This is a genomic window from Halorubrum sp. GN11_10-6_MGM, from assembly GCF_005435165.1.
GTDB lineage: Archaea > Halobacteriota > Halobacteria > Halobacteriales > Haloferacaceae > Halorubrum.
Map to the genome: position 1 here is coordinate 1 of NZ_SGUC01000171.1, position 444 is coordinate 444.

Below are 444 nucleotides of genomic sequence, written 5' to 3' on the forward strand. Positions count from 1 at the left end.
CCCCGTCACCGTCCGCCCCGGATCGTACGGTAGCTCCACCTGCGCCCGACTGCCCACGTCAACCCACGACAGATCCTGCTCGTAGACGTCTACCATGAGCCAGAGTGGATTTAGGCCGGTGATGTGGAGGAGCGTCTGTCCCGGCGAAAACTTCTCCCCCTCCGTGATCTGCTTCGTGGTGACGGTCCCGCTCGCGGGGGCGGTGACGGTCATCGTTCGCATCGGCGTGCGCGTCTCCCGCAACCGCTCAATCTGCTCCGCGGCGATGTCCCAGTAGTCGAGGCGCCGCCGGGCCGCGTCCACCAGCCGCTGGGCCCCCTCGTCGGCCTCCATCTTGTTGGCGGTCCGGAGCGCCGCCAGGTACTCCTCCTGCGTCGCCACCAACTGCGGGCTGTAGAGCTCGAACAGCGGATCGCCCGCCTGCACCCGGGCGCCCTCGTAGCC

General features: G+C 68.7%; 1 protein-coding gene. It reads right to left on the reverse strand.

Annotated features, from left to right (window positions below; genetic code table 11):
• The coding region (locus EXE46_RS16595; protein WP_241981608.1) for an efflux RND transporter periplasmic adaptor subunit at window positions 1-426 on the reverse strand (426 nt) is incomplete at its 3' end.
• Between the last annotated feature and the right edge of the window lie 18 nt (window positions 427-444).